This is a genomic window from Rhodococcus sp. NPDC003322 (assembly GCF_053589555.1).
The window spans coordinates 114,296-134,462 of sequence record NZ_JBSFSC010000007.1; the positions used below are offsets into that span (position 1 = coordinate 114,296).

15 protein-coding genes are annotated in these 20,167 nt (G+C 64.8%); 6 read left to right on the forward strand and 9 right to left on the reverse strand.

What is annotated here, in order from left to right; all coding sequences use genetic code 11:
- The first annotated feature begins 41 nt into the window (after positions 1-41).
- The 4 genes from ACWDUM_RS25465 (at position 42) to ACWDUM_RS25480 (ending at position 4,985) form a co-directional block, all read left to right on the forward strand.
- The gene (locus ACWDUM_RS25465) at positions 42-959 is read left to right on the forward strand and encodes an HpcH/HpaI aldolase/citrate lyase family protein (RefSeq protein WP_450136126.1); all 918 of its coding nucleotides are present in this window, start codon (positions 42-44) and stop codon (positions 957-959) included.
- 7 nt (positions 960-966) lie between these two features.
- Entirely contained in the window at positions 967-2,115 is a 1,149-nt protein-coding gene (locus tag ACWDUM_RS25470) for an acyl-CoA dehydrogenase family protein (RefSeq protein ID WP_450136127.1), read from the forward strand.
- A 45-nt stretch (positions 2,116-2,160) separates the two neighbouring features.
- A complete protein-coding gene (locus ACWDUM_RS25475) occupies positions 2,161-3,579 on the forward strand; it encodes an aldehyde dehydrogenase family protein (protein WP_450136128.1) in 1,419 nt (472 codons plus the stop codon).
- A 182-nt stretch (positions 3,580-3,761) separates the two neighbouring features.
- Positions 3,762-4,985, forward strand: a complete 1,224-nt coding sequence (locus ACWDUM_RS25480) for a CaiB/BaiF CoA transferase family protein (protein ID WP_450136129.1) — start codon at positions 3,762-3,764, stop codon at positions 4,983-4,985.
- 795 nt (positions 4,986-5,780) lie between these two features.
- Here ACWDUM_RS25480 and ACWDUM_RS25485 read toward each other — a convergent pair.
- The 8 genes from ACWDUM_RS25485 to ACWDUM_RS25520 all read right to left on the reverse strand — a co-directional run bounded on the left by ACWDUM_RS25485 (position 5,781) and on the right by ACWDUM_RS25520 (position 16,518).
- Entirely contained in the window at positions 5,781-6,923 is a 1,143-nt protein-coding gene (locus tag ACWDUM_RS25485) for an acyl-CoA dehydrogenase family protein (protein WP_450136130.1), read from the reverse strand.
- A complete protein-coding gene (locus tag ACWDUM_RS25490; RefSeq protein WP_450136131.1) occupies positions 6,923-7,777 on the reverse strand; it encodes an alpha/beta fold hydrolase in 855 nt (284 codons plus the stop codon). The genes ACWDUM_RS25485 and ACWDUM_RS25490 overlap by 1 nt, the downstream gene beginning before the upstream one ends.
- On the reverse strand, positions 7,774-8,172 hold the full coding sequence (locus ACWDUM_RS25495; RefSeq protein WP_450136132.1) for a hypothetical protein: 399 nt from the start codon (positions 8,170-8,172) through the stop codon (positions 7,774-7,776). The genes ACWDUM_RS25490 and ACWDUM_RS25495 overlap by 4 nt, the downstream gene beginning before the upstream one ends.
- Before the next feature lie 424 nt (positions 8,173-8,596).
- Positions 8,597-8,923, reverse strand: coding sequence for a hypothetical protein (locus tag ACWDUM_RS25500; protein WP_450136133.1), 327 nt, complete (start codon positions 8,921-8,923; stop codon positions 8,597-8,599).
- 240 nt (positions 8,924-9,163) lie between these two features.
- Entirely contained in the window at positions 9,164-12,199 is a 3,036-nt protein-coding gene (locus tag ACWDUM_RS25505; RefSeq protein WP_450136134.1) for a protein kinase domain-containing protein, read from the reverse strand.
- Positions 12,200-12,867: 668 nt separating this feature from the next.
- Positions 12,868-14,370, reverse strand: coding sequence for an aldehyde dehydrogenase family protein (locus tag ACWDUM_RS25510; RefSeq protein ID WP_450136135.1), 1,503 nt, complete (start codon positions 14,368-14,370; stop codon positions 12,868-12,870).
- The gene (locus ACWDUM_RS25515) at positions 14,367-15,602 is read right to left on the reverse strand and encodes a cytochrome P450 (RefSeq protein ID WP_450136136.1); all 1,236 of its coding nucleotides are present in this window, start codon (positions 15,600-15,602) and stop codon (positions 14,367-14,369) included. The genes ACWDUM_RS25510 and ACWDUM_RS25515 overlap by 4 nt, the downstream gene beginning before the upstream one ends.
- A 25-nt stretch (positions 15,603-15,627) precedes the next feature.
- Positions 15,628-16,518 carry an SDR family oxidoreductase gene (locus ACWDUM_RS25520; RefSeq protein WP_450136137.1) on the reverse strand — a complete coding sequence of 297 codons (891 nt, stop codon included), beginning with the start codon at positions 16,516-16,518 and terminating at the stop codon, positions 15,628-15,630.
- 351 nt (positions 16,519-16,869) lie between these two features.
- On the opposite strand from ACWDUM_RS25520, the gene ACWDUM_RS25525 reads away from it, so the two are divergent.
- Both ACWDUM_RS25525 and ACWDUM_RS25530 read left to right on the forward strand, forming a co-directional pair.
- Positions 16,870-17,190 carry a 2Fe-2S iron-sulfur cluster-binding protein gene (locus ACWDUM_RS25525; protein ID WP_450136138.1) on the forward strand — a complete coding sequence of 107 codons (321 nt, stop codon included), beginning with the start codon at positions 16,870-16,872 and terminating at the stop codon, positions 17,188-17,190.
- Complete coding sequence (locus tag ACWDUM_RS25530; protein WP_450136139.1) at positions 17,190-18,431, forward strand: NAD(P)/FAD-dependent oxidoreductase; 1,242 nt, start codon at positions 17,190-17,192, stop codon at positions 18,429-18,431. Before ACWDUM_RS25525 ends, ACWDUM_RS25530 begins: the two co-directional genes overlap by 1 nt.
- Positions 18,432-18,493: 62 nt before the next feature.
- Here the strand turns inward: ACWDUM_RS25530 and ACWDUM_RS25535 are convergent, their stop codons facing one another.
- Positions 18,494-19,696 carry a LuxR C-terminal-related transcriptional regulator gene (locus ACWDUM_RS25535; RefSeq protein ID WP_450136140.1) on the reverse strand — a complete coding sequence of 401 codons (1,203 nt, stop codon included), beginning with the start codon at positions 19,694-19,696 and terminating at the stop codon, positions 18,494-18,496.
- Between the last annotated feature and the right edge of the window lie 471 nt (positions 19,697-20,167).

Below are 20,167 nucleotides of genomic sequence, written 5' to 3' on the forward strand. Positions count from 1 at the left end.
CTGTGCTGCAGAATCGCCCCCTCCGCCCGCGTCGTTCCTGCATGGCCGTCCCCGGCAGCAGCGACAAGATGATCAAGAAGGCCCAGGGCTTGGCCGCCGATCAGATCTTCCTCGACCTCGAGGACTCGGTCGCCCCCATTGCCAAGCCTGCCGCCCGTGCGACCATCGTCGAGGCACTCAATCACGGAGACTGGACCGGCAAAACCCGTGTGGTGCGCGTCAATGACGCGGATACCGAATGGGCCCACAACGATGTCCTCGACATCGTCCGTGGCGCCGGAGCCAACCTGGACTGCATCATGCTGCCCAAGGTCGAGACGGTCTCTCACGTCCACTGGCTCGATGTTCTCCTCACCCAGCTCGAACGCGAGCTGGGTCTACCGGAAGGCGGCATCGGTATCGAGGCACAGATCGAGGGCCCCGCCGGCCTGAGCGAGATCGAAGCCATCGCAACCGCCACCGCACGCACCGAAACTCTGATCTTCGGTCCCGGTGACTTCATGGCCGCCATGAAGATGCCCGCCCTGACTATCGGTGCTCCGGGTTCGTCCGGATTCGACCCGTTCGACACCGTCCTGATGACGATCGCCATGACCGCACGTAAGCACGGGCTGCAAGCTATCGATGGCCCCTATGCGCTGATCCGCGATGCCGCAGGCTATCGGGCCGCCTCGGAACGGGCCGCCGCATACGGCTACGACGGCAAGTGGGTGCTCCATCCGGATCAGCTCGCCACGGCCAACGAGGTGTTCGCGCCGACCCAGGAGGATTACAACAAGGCCGAACTGATCCTCGAGGCCTACGCCTACTACACCTCGGAAGCTGGCGGCGGCCGCGGCGCGGTGATGCTCGGCGACGAGATGATCGACGAAGCGAGCCGCAAGTTGGCGGTGCCCACCGCCGAACGCGGTCGGATTCTCGGTATGCAGCGGACTACCCGCTTCGAACCGGGAGCTTGAGCTGGCCATGAAGCGCAACCTGTACGACACCGACCATCAGGTTTTCCGAGAGACTGTGCAGGAGTATGTCACTCGCGAGGTGGCGCCCCACCGAGAACGCTGGGAGCACGCGGGCCTGGTGGACCGGTCGGCGTGGTCGATGGCCGGGTCGCTGGGACTGCTCGGTATCGGTGCTCCCACCGCTCACGGCGGCGGTGGCGTGGCTGACTTCCGGTACCGAATGGTGATCATCGAAGAGCTCTGTGCAGCCGACTCAGCCTCTTTCAATGCCGGACTGTCCGTACAGGACGATCTCGTCCTGCCGTACCTGATCGATCTTGGGACTACCGACCAACAGTCGCGGTGGATATCGGCGATGTGCGCTGGAACTGCGATCGGAGCACTCGCCTTGACCGAGCCTGGTGCCGGAAGCGACCTTCAGGGGGTGCGCACCACAGCCCGAAGAACCGCCGGCGGCTGGATTCTGGATGGGCAGAAGACGTTCATCACCAACGGAATCCTCGCCGACGTGGTCGTGGTGTTCGCACGCACCGATTCCGATGTAGGGGCAAAGGGTTTCACTCTGTTCCTCGTCGATGCAAAATCGCCGGGGTTCCGTCGGGGCCGCAAGCTCGAGAAATTGGGTCTGCGCGGCAACGACACCGCCGAACTGTTCTTCGACGGAATAGTGCTGACCGACGCCGACGTCCTCGGAACCGTCGGGGGAGGATTCGGCCACATCATGGAGAGGCTGCCCCGAGAGCGGTTGTCCATCGCCGCCACCTCTCTCTCGAGCGCCCAGGCGGTGTTCGACTGGACGAAGGCCTACGCCCGCGATCGCAAGGCGTTCGGCCAACGGGTCGACGGTTTCCAGAACACCCGCTTCGTCCTCGCTGAGATAGGCACCGAACTGGATGTGGCGTGGACCTACTTGGATCGACTGATCGTGCTTCTCAACGAGGACACACTTTCCGCTGTCGATGCGGCGAAGGCCAAGTGGTGGCTATCTGATCTGCAACAGCGCGTCGTCGACCGGTGCCTGCAATTGCACGGCGGCTACGGCTACATGCTGGAGTATCCCGTTGCTCGTGCCTATGCAGACGCACGTATCCAGCCCATATACGGCGGTACGAACGAGATCATGAAGGAAATCATCGGTCGCGAACTTGTCCGCTGACACCAGACGCGAGCAGGGAACACCCGAAACAGAGAGATCACAGACATGACGATCAGGTTTGATCACTGGATCAACGGCAAGAGCTCGCCCAGCCGTGGTAGCGACCGTTTGACCACCCACAGCCCAGCCGATGCCAGCCCGGCCGCGGATATCGCGCTGGGCACGGCCGAGGACGTCGAGGACGCCGTCAAAGCGGCGTCCGCCGCGGCCGATGGCTGGCGCCGGCAGAAGCCGATCGAACGCGGCCGCGTGCTGATGCGCCTGGCGGCGACAATCCAGTCCAACGCCGAAGAACTCGCCGCACTCGAGAGTGCCGAGACTGGTAAACCCGAGTGGCACGCGCCCTTGGAGATTGCCGGTGCAGCAGGCTATTTCGAGTTCTACGGCGGGCTGGTGAATTCGCTGCACGGAGAGACGATCGATCTCGGCCCGGGGCATCACTGCTTCACCCGCCGCGAGCCGTTCGGCGTCGTGGGAGTCATTACGCCATGGAACGCGCCGCTCAACCAGGCTGCTCGCGCTGTCGCCCCGGCGCTCGCCGCAGGCAACGTGGTCGTTCTGAAACCCTCAGAGTTCACCTCCAGCACTTCTGTGAGGCTGGCCGAACTTGCGACCGAAGCGGGCATTCCGGATGGAGTCCTCAACGTGGTCACCGGCGATGCCGTCGCTGGCCGAGCGCTCGTGGAGCACTCGCAAGTCCGGAAGCTCGTGTTCACAGGCTCGGTGCGCGCAGGCCGCGACATCGGTCACGTCGCTGCAGACCGCATCATCCCGCTCACGCTCGAACTCGGTGGCAAATCTGCGAACATCGTCTTCAGGGACGCAGACCTGGACCGCGCAGTGAAGGGAGCACTGAACGCATTCTCTCTCAACACCGGCCAGGTGTGTTCGGCCGGCACGCGACTACTGGTTGAACGCGCCGTTCACGACCAGTTTGTCGACAGGCTCGTCGACGCATGCAGATCCCTGACCTCGAGTGGCCGGCTCGGACCGCTGACCACCGCTGCCCAGTACGACAAAGTTCTGGAGTACTTCAAGGTCGCCCACGACGATGGCGCGACGGCAGCACTTGGCGGCGAGCCCTTTTCCGACGACCGCAGGGGCGCTGGATTTTTCGTCCCACCCACCATCTACACCGGTGTCGACAATTCCATGCGGATCGCTCGCGAAGAGGTTTTCGGTCCCGTGCTTGCGGTAATCCCGTTCGACACCGAGGACGAGGCTGTTCAGATCGCGAACGACAGCGATTACGGCCTCGCCAGCGGAGTGTGGACGTCGGATATCTCTCGTGCGCTGCGGATGGCGGACCGACTCGAGGCCGGCCAGGTGTACGTGAACACCTGGCTCGCTGCAGCCATCGAAACTCCATTCGGTGGCTACAAGCAAAGCGGATACGGCCGCGAAAAGGGCGCCGAAGCGCTGCACCACTACACCCAGGTTAAGTGCGTGACGGTGGAACTGTGACGAACCTGCCGCTGTAGGACGCCCTGGATGAGGGGACTGAGGTTTCAAATACGAGCAATTGGTCTCGAAGGCGACCTTGCACACTGCACCCCTTTGTGCGCCCATCCACTGCGAATTGGACGCATTCGTGGACGAGCAGCCGCTCGATCCGCCAGACCCCATCCCTCCCGCTACTGAAACAGGTGATCACATTGACCGGACCGCTCGACGGTGTACGCGTCGTCGATCTGACACACGCGCTGGCCGGACCGTACTGCACCATGTTGCTTGCCGATTTGGGCGCTGACGTGGTGAAGGTGGAGCCGCCAACTGGAGACCTCTCGCGCCGTGCTGGCCCCTACCCCTCGGACGACCGCACCCGTTCATTCGGCGGCTACTTCCAGAGCGTGAATCGCGGCAAGCGCAGTGTGGTGTTGGATCTCAAGTCGCCCGAAGGTGCTGCGACACTTCGCGCTCTCGCCGCCGACGCCGATGTGCTTGTGGAGAACTTCACCCCCGGCGTAATGGAACGACTTGGTCTGTCCTACGAGTCGTTGTCGGCGGAGAATCCCCGGCTGGTCTACGCCGCCCTCCGTGGCTTCGGCGATCCACGCTCCGGCGACAGCCCCTACCAGTCCTGGCCGGCCTTCGACGTCGTAATCCAGGCGATGGCTGGGATCATGGGGATCACCGGCACCGAGGACGGCACCCCTATCAAGGTGGGGCCAGGGGTCGCCGACATTTTCCCCGGAACGATGCTGGCGCTCGGCATCACCTCGGCGCTCTACGAAGCACGGGGCAGCGGCGAGGGCCAGTTCGTCGATGTGGCGATGTACGACGCGGTGCTTTCGCTGTGTGAGCGCATCGTCTACCAACATTCCTACACCGACACTGTTCCCCGGGCCGAGGGGAACAAACACCCACTGCTCAGCCCGTTCGACATCGTGCCGGCAACCGACGGGTGGATCGCGATCGCAGCGCCGAACGACAATCGATGGCGCCGGCTGTGTGAACTCATCGACCGCCCCGACCTCGCGGTCGATCCTGGCTTCGCCACCAATGACCTCAGAGTTTCGAGACGCGATGCGGTCTACGATGCGCTATCCGCGTGGACGCGGTGTCGATCGAAGGACGAGATTCTCGCGCAGCTTGGCGGGCAAGTCCCGGTGGGCGCGGTGCGAGATGCCGCCGAGATCATGGCGGATCCTCATGTGGCAGCCCGCAACATGTCCATCACACTCGAACATCCAGGCAGTTCAAAGTCGTTCGTCGTGGCTGGACAGCCATTGAAATTTTCTCGCACACCGGCCGATCCCCAGAACCGGGCTCCTTTGCTCGACGAACACGGCGCCGAGGTTCGCGCCGGATTCGAGACCGCAGGGGGCCCGTTCGGCGATGCTCACCACCGAGAGCAGCCGGCCGTCTGATCATCGCCCATTCCTGATCTTGTGCGACCCTTGAGAGCGGCGCCGACATGCCTGATGTCGGCGCCGCTCTCAAGGTCACTGGCCGACAGTCTTCACGGACGTCCAACGGCGGAGTGGTATGCGTGGTTGAACGACCTTCGCGAATGAGCTCGCCGCTTGTGCCAGCGAAGGCAGACAGACTTGGTCGACAACCAGACCCTCCGGGTTGCCCAGATGTATGACGTCGTTGCTTGGCGACCGCCGTACAAATGTCCACTGCGCCGCCGCGAAGGACGGACAAGCGTTGAGATCGGCTCGCTACTGCTGCTCTCGATCGATCCGCCGCCCGCTGTGATCCAGATCCGCCGCTGGAGTTGGCACGCAGGAGAATCTGATTTCCTGCGGAGTCGAGCAGGATCCGAGCGCTCTGTCCAGCAGGTTGCCGAGTGGGCGCGTTGGACAATGCCCGAGATCCGAAGTCTGCGGTACGCGCGCAGCGATCCATCCAAGGATGCCTTCGTTGCGCACCCGCGCCCGTTGCTCTCTGGCCACGAGCGAGATTGTGAGCGGACTCTTCTGACTGCTGTGGCCACGCACCGCCCAGGTACAACACGCGCAACTGCATGAGGGCAAATACAGGCCGTTGACATCGAATGGTGAATCTGGAGGCAACCGACCCAACGACCGAAGTGGCAACGAGGTGAGCCGAGAGTATTGTGCCAGACTGCTCCCAGCCTTTCAGGCGAAGCAGGAGACCTCCGAAGCGGCGACCTACAGTCAGCAGGTCGCCGCTTCGGCTGAGGTCTCGGCGTGCGTTCACGACCTCCCGAGAAGATTGTCGGAGATCAGTTTGAGTTGGATCTCGGATGTGCCCTCGAAGATCTTGGTCAGTCGAGCATCTCGCCAGTATCGTTCCGCCGCATACTCACTCGTATAACCGGCTCCGCCGTGGATCTGCAGTCCCTGGCTCGTGACCCACTCGGACATCTCGCTGGCTGAGTACTTCACCATCGACGCTTCGAGATCGCACCTGCCACCCTCATCGATCATCGTGCACACGTGGTGCATCATCTGGCGCTCGGTTTCCACGCGAGTGGCCATCTCGGCGATCTTGAATCGGATGGCCTGCAGTTCACTGATGGGTTGCCCGAACTGGCGTCGCTGCGTTGCGTACACGATCGCGTCTTCGAGTGCGCCCCGGGCCAGTCCGATACTCCGCGCTGCGGTGTGCGCCCGCGCGGTCTCGAGCTTGTTCATCGCGGCATAGAAGCCCTCGCCTTCCTCTCCGATGAGAGTGGATCGCGGCAAGCGGAAGGAGTCGAATGACAGCTCCCAGGTCTTCCAGCCCCGATACCCGATCTTTCGAAGTGGTGTGCCGCTGATGCCGTCGGGAAAACTTCCCCGCGCCTTGTCGATCAAGAACACGCTGATACCACGGTGCCTTCGACGGGGATCGGGATCTGTGGACGTACGTGCGAAGAGCATGATGAAGTCCGCCTGATCGGCGAAGGTACACCACATCTTGCTGCCGTTGATCACCCATTCGTCGCCGTCCAATGTTGCGCGGCAACTGATATTCGCGACGTCTGAGCCGGCCTCGGACTCGGACAGTGCAAACGCTCCGAGGTAGTCGCCGCGAGCCATGCGGGGGAGCAGCTCGCGCTGCTGCGACTCGGTGAACCCAGGCAGCAGTCCGTTGCCGCGTGCCATGAGACTTGCAACGCTCATCCATGCACGCGAGAGCTCTTCGGCAATCATGCAGTACTCGAAGGTGCCGAGTCCCAGGCCGCCGTGCTCCTCGGGGATCAAGATGCCGAAGAAGCCGACGTCGGCCATTTTCTGACGGAGCTCGTCCGGAATCAGTCCGTTCACCGGGTCCAGTTCGTTGGCGACTGGAAGTACTTCGTCCATAGCGAATTCGCGAGCCAGCTTTTGCAACTCGCGCCGTTCCGGGGTCATCACAATGCAGAGGCCTCCTTGAGGATCGGCTCGATGTACTCTTTGAAGCGCACCGGATCTTCGGACATCGGGAAGTGGCCCATACCCGTCATTTCGACGAATGTGCAGCCCTCCACTTGTTCGGCGAGTTCCCGTCCCGCTGTCGGCGGCGCGGACCAGTCGTACTCGCCGCTGAGCACCCACATTCCCACCTTGTTGGTATCGATGCTGGCTGCGGTGTCAGTGAGGTCGTGCTCGATCAGGTAGTACTCCAGGTCTCCCTTGAACACCGGCGGAGCGCCTTGGCTGTAGACCCAAACAGTCTCGCGCACAGAATGTTCCGGGCTGGATGGTGAACAGAGCGTCTGCATCAGGGCGGGCTTGGTGTCATTGCTGATGCGGGGGTGGTACAGCCACGGCAGGATCCTCTCCATGCCATGGGAATGCAGCGCAGCCTCGATGCCGATCACCGCCCGGTAGCGTTCGGGATGGGTGATCGCAAGATCAGCTGCGAGATGGCCGCCCATTGAACAGCCCATGTAGACAGGGCGGTCCAGCTCCAGTGCGTCGTTGAGCGCTGCGTGGAACTCGAACAGGAAGTCCTTTGTCAGCGAGTACTCGGTCTCCCACCACCGCTCCGACTCAGGCGGGAGGGACTTGCCGTGATAGGGGATGTCGGGAGCGATCAACCGATAGTGCGACGTGAAGTCAGGATCCTCGAGCAGATGCCGCCACTGCCGACCGTCGCAGCCAGCGGTGTGCTGGAGCACGACAGGGATGCCGGAGCCCGCTTCCTCGAAGTAGGTGCGATAGTCGACGCCCTGGACCGTAAGTGTCACATAGCGGCCGATGGCGGCCGAGAGTCGAGTTGTCATGCCGCGACCTCCTGTCGGACGACTGCTCGGAACACCTCGAGGGACCGGCGGATGGCCGGATAGTGCGCCATGATCTGTTCCATATCTCCCTCGATCTTGAAGCCGTGATACAGCATCGCGGCGTAGTAGTCCTGGTAGAAGGCCGCAGGTCGGGGCGCGAGCAACTCTGCCCAGTGCTCGGCCGTGCCTGAGAGTTGGAAGCTCCAAGTATCGAATGGGGTAGCGCCGGGATCCACCAGGGATACGGCGCCATCCGTCATATGAATCAGGAGGCTTCGGTCGTCCTCGGTGATACGGAACGTCGTGGACCAGTACCGAGCCTGGAGTCGGAACTCGGGATCCTCGTTCAACGCCCGTCGTAAGTAGGACGGATCAGTGTTTAACAGAGACTGCATTGGCGCTCCTTGGTGTGCTGCAGAATGAAACGGTATACCAACTAGTGGTTCGCGAAAGTGTGCTCCGCATCACTGCTGCGTGTCAAGGTCTGGTCATTGAAGGCGCTACTCGGCAGTTCTTGCAGGTAGGGGTGAAGCCATGCGGATCTATCGACGTTTGATCGGCCTTCTTGTCGAGGTCAGGGTGGAACCAGGTAGGGCTAGGGTGGAATAGGAGACCGCCTGATGGCACCATTTGTCTCGAGTGACCGGAATCGACGCGCAGGCGACGCCGAGCGGGTGGCGGCGGGGACCCGTCAGCAACTACCGAACTGGCCTCCCGCGCGGATCCCCCTCCTCTTCGACCGGGTATCGATTCAACGCGCGCGGATCGAAGATTCGTTCAGAGTGTGTCGTGCTGTGAAGTCTCGCGCGAAGGGGTGGTTCATGCGCCGATTCCGGCGCCCAGGCCGAGCGCCTGACCTCTTTGTCGACGCGACGTGGCCGGTGAACCTATCTGTGCGGCGGCATGGTGCATCGAGGATCGATCAGCCCACTCGGCGCGCGTTGTCGTCGGATGAACAGGTCGGGAACATATTTCGCGACAGTCGCCGAGACTCGGATGCGGGAATTCAACTGGTTGACAATGTATTCCAATCGCCGAAGGATCGCGATCCACCAACATCACTGCGATGCGTTCGAGCATCGGCTCGTGCCACGGAATCGAGTCAGTCGCCGCGAAGTAGTAGTTGCGCTCGTGCTGATTCGGCACGTCTTCATGACTAATGACCGCGGCGGACTAAATGACAATTCGCATCGGCGAACCAGGCTGCGATCTGTGCTCGGGAAGTCGACTCCAGCTCGGCCAAGTCTCACCTTTCTGTCATCGGATTGCTGCGAGAGGGGGATGCTGGTTGCGATTGCATTGTTGGGCAGGGCCTTCCGCGGTCAGCTAGGCGGTCTGTAGGTCGTGTTTTGCTCAGGTGCGCCGGTGTGTGCTCGGCGGGGTCTTCTAGTGCGACCGCTCACCGAGGGCGAAGACGATCGCACCGTCCAGATCCAATGATCCGCCCTCGTGGTAGGCGGTCTCGAATGCTCGCTCGCCGAGTTTCCGACGGACGTTCCGCTCGGATTGTTCGCCGTAGACAAGAACATTGGGGAACAGTACCGATGCTCTGTCCACGGACAGGTACAGTGCGTCGGCGGCTCCCATCAAAACGGCTGCGCGTCCCGGTTCGCGATCGCCGGCTACCCATGCCAGCGCCTGTAGAATCGCCGAGGCCATGAGGGGATCGTCTAACAGACGGGCCAGCCGGAGCCCCTGCTTAAGGTGGTGTGCCGCACTGTCGCGGTCACCCTCGATCCACACGACGATTCCCATGGACCACAGCGCATACGACCGATGCATGGATTCGCCATGAGATTCCGCGATGGACAGCGCCTGCTCGTAGTTGACGCGAGCCCGAGATGTTTGTCCACTCGATTGGTAGGTCCATCCGAGTATCACCAACATCTCGACCCATTCCGAGAGCGCGTGATTCTTCCCGAATATGTCAACGGCATCTTCCAGGCAGGTCCGTGCGCGGTCGAGATCACCGCCGGCGAGCGCGGCCCACCCGTCGGCGGCCGCGACGAAGGCGTGGACCATCGGATCGGGCTTTCCCGTATCGAGAATCCGTCCTTCCTCGACCAGGTCGGTTGCCGCGGCGAGGTCACTCTGAAACACGGCCAATCCGCATGCCACGTAAACCGCCCTGGCTAGTTCCGTGGGTGTCGACCCGGACTGGGGCAGTGCGCGGTCAATCCAGCGCCGGCCCTCGCTGAGCAGGCCCTGGGTAACCCAGAAATAGGCCAGGCCGGCCGCGATCCGGAGTGCGCTCCCACTCTCCTCGGGCAGGCCGAACTCGAGCGCCTCGCGCAGATTCGGCAGCTCTCGTTCGAGGCGCAGCGCCCAATCCAGCTGACGAGGACTGAACCACTCGGCGTCGGCAGCCAGCGCCAACCGCTCGTACCAGTCCCGGTGCCGTCGGCGCAGATCCTGGTACCGGTCGGTGTGCTCGATCGTCGCCCGACCGTAGTCCCGCAGGGTCTCGAGCATCCGGAAGCGGACTGCGCCGTTCGATTCCTCTCGGATCAGAATCGACTTGTCCACCAGCGCGGTCACCGTGTCGAGAACGTCCACCTCGTCGCCGCAGACGTACTCTGCAGCGTCGAGGTCGACGCCGCCGGTGAACACCGACAGCTGGCCCCACAGCTGTTGTTCGGCGGGCGTGCACAGCTCGTAACTCCAGGCGACGCTCCACCGCAGCGTCTGCTGCCGGGTCGGGGCACCCCGGCTGCCGCGGGTCAGCAGGGCGTACCGGTCGGATAGGCGCTGCAGAATCTGCTCGGGCGACAGCGCACGGATCCGTGCCGCCGCCAGCTCGATGGCCAGCGGTAGCCCGTCCAGGCGGACGCAGATCCGGGCGACTGTGTCCCTGTTGCCGTCGGTGAGCTCGAAACCCGGCACGGCGGCCGCGGCGCGCTCTGCGAACAGCGTCACCGCGTCGAAGCGGGACACGTCGTGCTGCGAGGGCGCCCGGTCGGGTGAAGGAACCGTCAGTGGGGGAACCCGGAGCACCGATTCGCCGCCGACACCGAGAGGTTCTCGGCTGGTGGCGAGGATGCGCAGCGCCGGGCACCTCGGCAGCAGCGTGCGGGCCAGGTCCGCCACAGCCTCGACCAGTTGCTCGCAGTTGTCGAGCACCAGCAATATCATTCGCGGGGCCAGGGTGTCGGCGAGAACCTCGCACAAGGCTCTGGTCGACCGGTCGCGCACCCCCACGACGGCAGCGACCCGCTCGATCACCAGCGCCGGATCGCGAAGCTCGTCGAGTTCGACCAGCCACACCCCGTCAGAGAAGTTTCGCTGCACCGTCGCGGCCGCACGCAGCGCGAGCCGAGTCTTGCCGACCCCGCCGACGCCGGACAGAGTGACCAGACGCGCCGCCGACAAGGCATCCTGCACTTGGGACAGTTCGGCCTCGCGACCGACGAAGCTCGTCAGGTCCGCTGGAAGGTTCCCTCGGATCGCCGGAGACCTCTCGCCGACGCCCGCGGCGGTGGCGTCGACCCCGGCCGGCGCCACCGCCTGGTTTTCGCCCCCGGGTCCGGTCCGCGGCGCCACGTCCTCGACGGGCGGGCGGTGGCCACGCTGGATCCGCCGAAGCTCGTCGCCCAACGCCGTCGGGTTCGGGCGCTTCTGCGGGTCGCGCGCCATCGCCGACTCGATGACCGCGCAGATTCCGTCCGGAAACCCGCTCTCCCGCAGATTCGGCACCGGCGCGGTGGTGATCCGCAGGAACTGCGCGATCACCTGCTCGCCGCTGCGGCGTTCGAATGCCGCGTGCCCGGTGAGCGCACAGAACAGGGTGGCGCCGAGTCCGTACACGTCGGAAGCCGGTGTCGGAGAGTCACCGCCGAGAATCTCGGGAGCCGTGAACGCCGGTGATCCGGTGATCGTGCCGGTAGCGGTCCGGAACCCGCCGGCGATGTGGGCGATGCCGAAGTCCGCCAACGCCGGCTCGCCGTAGTCGGTGAACAGGATGTTCGCCGGTTTGACGTCGCGGTGCACGATACCGAGCTCGTGCGCCGTATCGAGCGCACCGGCCAACTTCACCCCGAGCTGCAGGACCTCATCCAGAGGCAGGGGGCCAGCCGTGCGGATCCGCGCGTCGAGGGATCCCTCATTGTGATACTGCATCACCAGGAACGGGTGACCGCTGTCGGTCTGGCCGACCTGCAGGACCCCCACGATGTTCGGGTGACCGGTGAGCCTTCCCATTGCGCGTTGCTCCCGGAGGAATCGCGCCCGATTCTCCTCGTTGGGCTCCGCGGAGAGCACCTTGACCGCCACTGTGCGATCCAGACCCACCTGCGCGCAGCGGTAGACCACACCGAAACCGCCCCGACCGATCTCGTCGGCATCCTCGAACCCGGCCACAGCCAACTCTGCGACCACAGCCGGTTCGACATCGGCCTGCGTCCTGAATGGGTCGTCTTCGACCATGCGGGCACCTACATTCGCCCCCCGGTTCATATTAGTCAGAAGCTGCTGAGGAACCCGGCTGGCTTGGACGGCGAGATTGTGCACCGAGGCTGCGGCGTTCGATCCCCAGCTGCGAGGGTCACCCTGGCCTAGGTGGTTCCGCTAATGATTAGCGCTTCCGGTGTTTCTTCGGGAGATCGACCGGCTGCGCCGGTACCGCAGCTCCTTGAGTCGCTGAGCGAACCGGCCGGGCGTCATCCCGAATTCGACGAGGATGTCAGCGGTGCTTGGACCGCCGAATGGCTCCCAACGTCGTGCGAATTCGAGCAGTTCTTGGTCGTGTGGGTTCATAGGCTCCTTCTCCCCGGAACTTGCAAGTGCACTTTCGGTGGGCCAGGGCTGCCGGGCAGAGACCGCCCCGACCGAACGCCACCACACGCCGCCACCACGGCCTTGCCGTGGCCACTCAACGACTGGGCGTTCTGCTGGGCGTAGTCGTTGGCAGCGCCCGGATCCGCGAGATCCCGGTTGGTGGCCGGTTCCACCGCCATCAACACGCGGAGAAACGTCGCGAGCGCTGTCGCCGCCATTGCACGCGCCGAAGGAGGCCATGCCGAGGTGGCCTCAACATGGCCTCCAGCCCGGCAGCGCGGCGCCCCAACTTGCAGCTCCCGACCCACCGATCGGGTTCAGGCCGGAGCCGCGTGCCCCAGCCAGACTGCCTTGGTCTCCGTGTACTCCCGGATCAGGTCGGGTCCCAGCTCGCGGCCGACGCCGCTGAGCTTGTAGCCCCCGAACGGCACGTTGATGCCGAAGGCCCGCCACGTGTTGATCCACACAACGCCGGTTCGCAGCTGCTTCGACACCCGCGCCGCCCTGTCGACGTCCTGCGTCCAAAGGCCCGACACCAAGCCGAACTCGGACTCGTTCGCGATGGCGACCGCCTCCTCTTCACTGCCGAAGGCGATCACCGATCCGATCGGGCCGAAGATCTCCTCGCGCCGGACCCGTGACGACCTGTCGGGCGTGGCGTAGAGAGTGGGTTCCACGAAGAGCCCGGCGGACCTGCCAGCGAGCGCCGCGCCGGATCGGCCGCCGTGGAGCAGGGTCGTTGTCTGTTCGCTGTCGGCGATGTCGAAGTACCCGGTGACCTTTGCGTAGTGTGCCCGCGAGGCGAGCGGTCCCACCTGCACCCGGGGGTCGAGGGGATCCCCGATCACGACCCTTTCCAGCGCGGCCGTGAGCCGGTCGAGGACCTCGTCGTACACATTCTCTTGGATCAGTACCCTCGAACCGGCGTTGCATGCCTGCCCGGCGCCTGCGATCAAACCGCCTAGGAGGCTCGGCACCGCGCGTCCGAGGTCGGCCTCGGGGAAGACGATCTGCGGACCCTTCCCACCCAGTTCCAGGGTCGTGCGCAGGACCCGCTCGGCGGCGACCTTCGCGATCTGGATCCCCGCCGCCGTCGAACCGGTGAATGCCACCTTGTCGATGCCCGGGTGCCTCACCAGCGCAGCACCGGTCGCTGCCGCACCGGTGACGACGTTGATGACCCCCGCCGGCACGCCGGCCTGGTGTGCCAGCTGCGCCAGTCGCAGGGTCGAGACCGGGGTGACCTCCGAGGGTTTGATGACAACAGTGTTCCCGGCCGCGATCGCGGGGAACAGCTTCCAGGCCAGCAGCAGCAAGGGGTTGTTCCACGGTGCGATCGCCGCGATCACCCCGATCGGCTCCGGCCGAGTCCACGCGTCGTGCCCGGGCAGGGTCGGCTGGAGGGCCGCCCCATGGTCGTTGATCGCGAGCTGGCCGGCGTAGTCGGCCAGCGCCGGGAGCATTGAGGTGACGGCTCGCATCTCGGTGATCGTCTTGCCGTTCTCGTGAACTTGGAGTCGGGCCAGCTCCTCCACGTTCTGACGGATGAGGTTCGCCAAGACCCGCAGTGCCTCCGCACGCACGGCGACCGGGGTCGCCGCCCAGCTGGGGAAGGCGGCCCGTGCCACCCGCACCGCGTGGTCGACGTCGTCGACCGTTGCGACCCGGAGGACGCCCCACTCGGTCTCCTCGTAGGGGTCGAAGCACCGGAAGGTCTCGGTTCCCCTGGATGAAACGGATGCGCCGTCGATGAACAAGTCGTAGAACGACTCCGGATCGATCTCCGGGAACCGGGTCGAGACGGCCTGGACGGCGGTCATCGCGTCACCCGAACCGACAGCTCGAAGAGCTGGTTGATCCAGGTGCTGTTGCCGCGTTGCGGCTCGCCGGCAAGCTCGAAGCTGACGTTGCGCTGAAGAAGCTGCTCAAGGAGGATCCGTCCCTCCAGCTTCGCCAGCACGTTACCGACGCAGCGGTGCGGTCCGGAGCCGAAGGAGAGAGTCGCGGTCTCTGTGCGACCCGGGTTGAAGGCGTGCGGGTCGGCAAACACCTCGGGATCCCGGTTCGCGGCCCCGAACTGCATCTGGATCACGTCACCCTTGCGGACCGGGGTGCCGGCGACCTCCATGTCGGTGGTCGCGATGCGCGCCATGTTCATGGCCGGCGTGATGTGCCGGAGGAACTCATCGACGAGACGACCGGATTCGCCGGTGGCCACGAACTCGCGTGAGACCCTGGCGATCTCCTCGTCGTGCACGATCATGCACATCATCTGACCGATGAGAGTGTGTGTTGTCTCGTAGCCCGCCACGATGCACAGGAAAATGAAGAAGGTGAACTCCTCCTGGGTGATCTCGCCCCGCTCGGCGTACTGCGCCATCACGGTGGTGACGTCGTCCTGAGGGGCCTTGAGCTTCTCCTGCTGCAGTTCGCCGATATAGGCGAAGATCTCCTGGGCGATACCCAGCATTCGAGTCCCGGCGTCGTCGTACTGGGCCACGTGGAAGATCGCGTCCACCCAGTTGACGATGTCCTCACGACGGCTGCGGGGCACACCGAGGACCTGCGCGATGACGCGAGAGGGAACGTACTTCGCGACCTTCTCGACCCAATCGAATTCGTCGTCGGCGAGCGCGTCGTCGAGGACCTCGTCGACCACGTCGCGCACCCAATGCTCGAAGTTGGCCACCACGCGCGGACCGAATGAGGCTGCGACGGCTCGGCGTACGCGGCTGTGGACAGGGGCGTCCATGCGCATCAGCAATGCAGCCCACATCGCGGTCTCCTCCGGCGGCTCAGTGACGCCCGGAACAGGGAAGTTGAACCCGTGCTTGACGGTGATCGCGCTGCCGCGCTTCTCGATGTCGAGAATGTCGGCGAACCGGGTGGCCATCCAGAAGCCACCGCTGAAGGTGCCGTAGGAGGACGGCTGCCAGTACAGACCGGGTAGTTCACGCACTCGGTCGAACGCCCGGTGAGGCACAGCGTCTGCGAACGTCGCAGGGTCGCTGAAGTCCGGCAGGTCCAGTTCGGTCTCAGTGATCGTGGTCATTGCTCTCTCCTGGTGGACGAATTGATCAGTTGGTAGATGCGGTGGTGCCGAGCAGCGAGTGGTCCACAGGGCACTTCGCCGAATCGCCGGTGCCGTCGTGGGCCCACTCCTCGTCGTCTGTGAGCGGGAGGCGCTGCACCTCGGCCATGACGCCGCGCGCGTGCTGCATCGCGAACTCTCGTGATGCAGGGTTGGTCGCGACGATGTAATGCCCGGCCAACATGCCGTCGAAGGCGGCGTGGGCAACGAACTCGCCGGTCTGCGCGTAGGGCGACACCAGCTCTCGGAAATGTTCGTCGGCCTCGATCAGCGACTGCACGAGCTCAGTCAGGACCCATCCGGGCGCGAGCATCGTCACGCCGACACCAGAGCCGGCGAAGTCGCGTCGCGCGACGTCGGTGAATCCGAGGGTCGCGTATTTGCTGACCGTGTAGGGGCTGATCGGCGTGACGTGCGGCGGAACACCGAGTGAATGCTCCGAACCAACGTTGAGAACATATGCCGGCTCACCACGCTCCGCGGCGGCTCGCAGGTCGGCAGCGAACGCCCGGATCCCATTGAAAACACCGAGGACGTTGACCTGAAAGAGCCGCGCGACGAGCTCGGGATCAGCCGTGTCGAGGCCGGCCCCCGGCTCGGCTGACGAACCCGCGTTGTTGATCAGGATGTGCGTGCCGCCTAAGGCATCCCGCACATGGGCGGCGAGGTCGACCATTGCGTGGTAATCGGATACATCGCAGTCAACCCAGCTGGCCAGGCCACCAGCAGCCGTGATCATGTCGACGGACTCGGTGGCGTCGGTGTTCGAGGCGATTACCACGCGGGCTCCACGCCGTGCCGCCTCGATGGCAAGGGCACGGCCTACGCCCGCGCCGCCTCCCGTCACGACGACGTTTGCTCCCTTGAGTTCTGCCATGCCGTTGGTCCTCATCGTGAGTAGTAATCCGGTGTGACCGACGTTACGAAAACGCTGGTACCCGAACATCTCCCGTTGGGGTGCCTTCGATCGCCCGCTCGGGTGATGCCACACGCGCCGCGACGAATGAAGGCCGACCAGGACGGGTCGTCCGAACCAGCGGGTGGCGGCCTGGCTGGGTGCCGAAGGAGCGCCGTGACGAGCCCCACATCGGCCCGATTCGGACCGATAACACCCGTCCGAGAGGCGGAGTGACCACCAGCGAGTGATGATCACACCCCCTTCCGACGCCTAGCGTTCAAGCCGATCAAGTGATGCCGGTCACCCGGCATGCGAAGAAGGAGGATGACAATGTCGCAGGTGGTATTTGTGGCGCCGGACGGCACCCGACACGAGATCGACGCGACCGAGGACAGCAGCGCCATGAACGCTGCACTGGACAACTTCGTCCCGGGCATCCTCGGAGAGTGCGGTGGCGAGCTGTCCTGTGCCACGTGCCACGTGTTCGTCCGGGGAGAATGGAACGCCGCCTTGCCGGTGGTCAGCCCCGAGGAGGACGCGCTCCTCGAGGCCACCGCAACGGAGCGCACCCAAGACAGTCGGCTGGCATGCCAGATCCCTTGCAGGGCCGACACCGACGGCATCGTCCTGCAGCTCCCGGCGGACCAGTGATGACTGAGCCAACCGCCTCCGGCCGCGTCGTAGTCGTCGGCGCGGGCCAAGCCGGCGCCGAGGTCGTCGCGGCGCTACGACAGAGCAACCACCCCGGCCCGATCACGATGATCGGCGAGGAATCCTCCTACCCGTACTCCCGTCCTCCCCTCTCCAAGGCGTATCTCGAGGGGACCTTGTCCGCTGACGACCTCCTGCTGCGACGGTGCGAGGTGTATGAACGGCATGACATCGACGTACGCATCTCCACGTGCGTCGAGTCCATCGATCCGCGGGGCCGCACGGTCGCGCTGGGCGACGGGCAGACGCTGGTCTACGACCATCTCGTCCTGGCCACCGGCGGGCGGGCGCGAACGCTTCCCGGCATGGCCTCGGCCACCAACGTTCACTACATGCGGACCAAGGCTGACGCGGACGCCCTGCGCGACCGCATGGCACCCCGGAGCCGAGCCGTGGTAATCGGCGGCGGGTACATAGGGCTCGAGTTCGCGGCCGTCGCCCGGACGCTCGGAGTCGAGGTGGTCGTCGTCGAGGTCGCCACCCGGCTCCTGGCCCGCGTGAGCTCTCACGTCATCGCCGACTTCTACCAACGCCAGCATGGTGACCGCGGCGTCGAGGTGCTGACCGGTTCCTCCATTGCAGGCTTCGACCACGACGAGGCCGGCGCGGTGACCGCGGTCCGCCTCGCGAGCGGACGGAGGGTGCCAGCCGATTTCGTGGTCGTCGGCATCGGGCTCGTCCCCCGTACGGAGTTGGCAGAAGCTGCCGGCCTCGACGTCGAAGACGGCATCCTCGTGGACGCGCACATGAGTACGTCCGCCCCCGGCGTATACGCAGTCGGCGACGTCGCACGTTTCCCCGACTCCTCAACCGGGTCGCTGCGCCGGCTGGAGTCCGTCCCCAACGCGACCGAACAGGCGAAAGTCGCCGCCGCGTCGATCCTGGGCCGTCCACGTGTCTATGAGGCCCTGCCGTGGTTCTGGTCCGATCAGTTCGACCTCAAGCTGCAGGTTGCCGGCATGCTTGAGCATGGCGACGAGCTGGTGGTCCGCGGCGACCCGTTTGTCGGGACGTCGTTCATGGTGCTCCATCTCGACCGCGGCCGGGTTCGCTGTGCGGAGGTCGTCAACGACCCCGCCGGATTCGCCGCAGCGAAGCGACTGATAGCGAGCGGTCGACTTGTCCCCGTCGAGGCCCTGCGCGCTGAGATGCCGCTCAAGGAAGCGCTGGCGCTCGCCTGACCCATGATGAGGGGTGGAGCCGCCACGACGAGGGCTCCACCTCTATCGCCCTCGACGCGCGGTCAGCGCTGGCCTGCGTTGGCCAGGAGCCACTTCGACACGGCCTCTGCTCGGTTGGCCGCGCCGAGCTTACGCAGGATGTGCTTGACGTGTGTCTTGACCGTGTCTTCCGAGAGCACCAGCCGTGAGGCGATCTGTGCGTTGGTTTCGCCGCGCGCCAGGTGTCGCACGATCTGGAGCTCGCGCCTCGTCAGCTGCTCGGCCAGGACGTCCGTAGACGTCGAGCTGGGCGAGGATTGCCAGCGCGGCGCAGAACTGCGCGGGGCCGTGGGCGGCGCGAGTGGATCCTCCAGCTCGCGATCCATCTCTGTCGGTGCTGACGCCTCGTCAACCAACTGGCGCAGGCTCGAACGGATGCGCTGCAGGCGTGCCTCCATCGACGCTCGCTCGAACGCGAGACTGAGGCCGTCGGCGAACATCGCCAGCATGTCGCGGTCGAGAGAGTCGACGTCACCGCGGTGGAAGACCCGATCGCCATGCACCAGTCCAACGACTTTGGACTGCAGGACGATCGGAGCAGTTACGTAGCTGCGTGAAAGCGATACGTCCGCCAGCGGCCGATGCATCCGGGTTGAGCTCTGGACGTCGTGGACCAGCGCCGGTGCACGACGTCGTACCACCTCCGACTCGGGCATGCCGGCCCCGCGCAGCGGCGCCGGGGTCAGCTGTCCGGCTTGGGTGATGATGTTGGCCCATTCCTCATCGCCGACGACGTGGGACGCCTCGGTGACCCATTGGGCGTCGACGACCCTCGACATGATCGCGCGGTCGAACCCGAGGTTGCAGATGACCTCGGGCACCTGAGTGATCAAGTGTGGCAGCGACTCGGCCGACTGGAGTCGGCTCAGCGACGCGCCTACGGCTCGGAGGATCTCGTGCCCGCGCCGCGCCTCGCCTTCACGGACGACGGCGTCAAGCCGGCGCAGGCGGTCAACGAGTGCCAGCAAGTCACGCACTCCCGAGCTACCCTGGGGCCCAACGCTTTCCATCGCCTGCATCACAATCGACCAGGCGCCCTCAAGCGCTTGTATGGCCGTTGCGAAGTCGTTGACCTTCCCGATCGGGATGCTGGCCTCGTCGGACACCAGATTCAACGCTGCGCGGAGCACCACGTCCAACTCCGCCAGCTCTGCCACGCTCACCGTGCGCTCGAAAGGCGAGGGCAGAAGCGGCCGCAGGCGGCCTTCGAGCGCGATCTGCGTCATGGCAAACCTCCTTCCGGCGACTGTGATGTGCGTCATATTGGAACCGACTAATTGTAGGACGTCAGAGACAAACGCGACGTCCCCCCCAGTGGCCGAAACATCACTCGTTCGGGTGAGTGCTGCGGGCCGGTCGGCCCCATCCCCGAGATGATGGGTCGACGGCACGTCGCCGCTACTCTCCGCGAGGCCTGTAGTGGGCCTGCATCACGTTGCATTCGCGTCGACGCACAGTACGCACGTGCCTTACCGCGATCCACGGGAAAGCAGCCGGCGGCCAGACCCACTTGCGCGGAAGGGCGCGCGCCACGGTGATCGTGATCGGAATCGACGCACACAGGTCCACCCATGCTGTCTCCCCGATTCCGGTTGCAGTGCTGGAGCGCACCGATGACCCGTGAGGGTTGGCTTCCTGCCCCCTTCAAGTCCGAACCATTCCACAGGCACGGACGCTCGCGTTTCATCCGATTCAAG